This is a genomic window from Paenibacillus sp. JT31N7, from assembly GCF_059692095.1.
In genome coordinates this window covers 1-1,944 of sequence record NZ_JCAUAT010000015.1, presented here as the reverse complement: position 1 = coordinate 1,944, position 1,944 = coordinate 1, and the positions used below count along the sequence as shown (strand labels likewise).

The following is a 1,944-nucleotide window of genomic DNA, read 5'->3' as shown; positions in this document are numbered from 1 at the left end:
GCTGGGCACTCTAAGTTGACTGCCGGTGACAAACCGGAGGAAGGCGGGGATGACGTCAAATCATCATGCCCCTTATGACCTGGGCTACACACGTACTACAATGGCCGGTACAACGGGAAGCGAAGGAGCGATCCGGAGCCAATCCTAGAAAAGCCGGTCTCAGTTCGGATTGCAGGCTGCAACTCGCCTGCATGAAGTCGGAATTGCTAGTAATCGCGGATCAGCATGCCGCGGTGAATACGTTCCCGGGTCTTGTACACACCGCCCGTCACACCACGAGAGTTTACAACACCCGAAGTCGGTGAGGTAACCGCAAGGGGCCAGCCGCCGAAGGTGGGGTAGATGATTGGGGTGAAGTCGTAACAAGGTAGCCGTATCGGAAGGTGCGGCTGGATCACCTCCTTTCTATGGAGACTCGGGTCCTGAAACGGACCCAGTCAAGAAGGCATTGCCTTCAACCTTCAATCACTCGTTGTCAGTTTTGAAAGGGCAAGAACCTTTCAAGCTACAAACCTTTCCGGAGTTTGGCGACTCTGGAAACCGTGCAATTCGTTTGGTGACGATGGCGGAAGGGAACCACGCGTACCCATCCCGAACACGACCGTTAAGCCTTCCAGCGCCGATGGTACTTGGACCGAAGGGTCCTGGGAGAGTAGGACGTTGCCAAGCGAACCCACTTTGTGGGTTTTTATTTTGCGAAAAGAGCAGGCAGTTGCTTGCTGGCACGCAAGACCAAAGTGAGTGAGAACTCACGCTATACGGGCCCTTAGCTCAGCTGGTTAGAGCGCACCCCTGATAAGGGTGAGGTCGGTGGTTCGAGTCCACTAGGGCCCACCATTTCCTGACAACCACATAAGGACACATTTTTGGGGCCATAGCTCAGCTGGGAGAGCGCCTGCCTTGCAAGCAGGAGGTCAGCGGTTCGATCCCGCTTGGCTCCACCAAAACCTTCTTCAAAACCGTCGTAATTTCCAGTAAATTACGGGTTGCTCTGAAGAAGCGTGATGTGGTAAGATACTTCTTGCCGCTTTGAGCGGTAACGAAGCGAGTTGATCCTTGAAAACTAGATAGCGAAACATGTAACTAGAATCATCCAAAACCTTGAGGTTTGATGCATTCATCAATGTTCCATTGATGAGAGGTCAAGCTAATAAGGGCACACGGAGGATGCCTAGGCGCTAGGAGCCGAAGAAGGACGTGGCGAACGACGAAATGCCTCGGGGAGCCGTAAGCAGGCTTTGATCCGGGGATGTCCGAATGGGGGAACCCAGCTGTGGTAATGCGCAGTTACCATGCAGTGAATTCATAGCTGCATTGGAGGCACACCCAGGGAACTGAAACATCTAAGTACCTGGAGGAAAAGAAAACAATAGTGATTCCGTCAGTAGCGGCGAGCGAACGCGGATTAGCCCAAACCAGAGGGCTTGCTCTCTGGGGTTGTGGGGCGTCGATATGGCAAAAGTTCATTAGGTGAAGCGATCTGGAAAGGTCCGCTGGAAAAGGTAACAGCCCTGTAGCCGAAAGTGAACGTATGCCTAGACCCACCCCGAGTACGGCGGGACACGTGAAACCCCGTCGGAATCCGGCAGGACCATCTGCCAAGGCTAAATACTCCCTAGCGACCGATAGTGAAGCAGTACCGTGAGGGAAAGGTGAAAAGCACCCCGGGAGGGGAGTGAAATAGAACCTGAAACCGTGTGCCTACAAGAAGTCAGAGCCCGTTAATGGGTGATGGCGTGCCTTTTGTAGAATGAACCGGCGAGTTACGTTTGCATGCGAGGTTAAGCTGAAAAGGCGGAGCCGCAGCGAAAGCGAGTCTGAATAGGGCGAATGAGTATGCAGGCGTAGACCCGAAACCGTGTGATCTACCCCTGTCCAGGGTGAAGGTGCGGTAACACGCACTGGAGGCCCGAACCCACGAATGTTGAAAAATTCGGGGATGAG

Annotated in this window: 2 tRNA genes and 3 rRNA genes; all 5 read left to right on the top strand. The window is 53.7% G+C overall.

Going from position 1 to position 1,944, the window contains the following annotated elements:
- Positions 1-405, top strand: a 16S ribosomal RNA gene (locus AC58P5_RS27900); the annotation flags it as partial.
- 147 nt (positions 406-552) lie between these two features.
- Positions 553-669 (top strand): 5S ribosomal RNA (rrf, locus tag AC58P5_RS27895).
- A gap of 91 nt (positions 670-760) precedes the next feature.
- Positions 761-837, top strand: a tRNA-Ile gene (locus AC58P5_RS27890).
- A 31-nt stretch (positions 838-868) separates the two neighbouring features.
- A tRNA-Ala gene (locus AC58P5_RS27885) sits at positions 869-944 on the top strand.
- Between the two features lie 196 nt (positions 945-1,140).
- Positions 1,141-1,944, top strand: a 23S ribosomal RNA gene (locus AC58P5_RS27880); the annotation flags it as partial.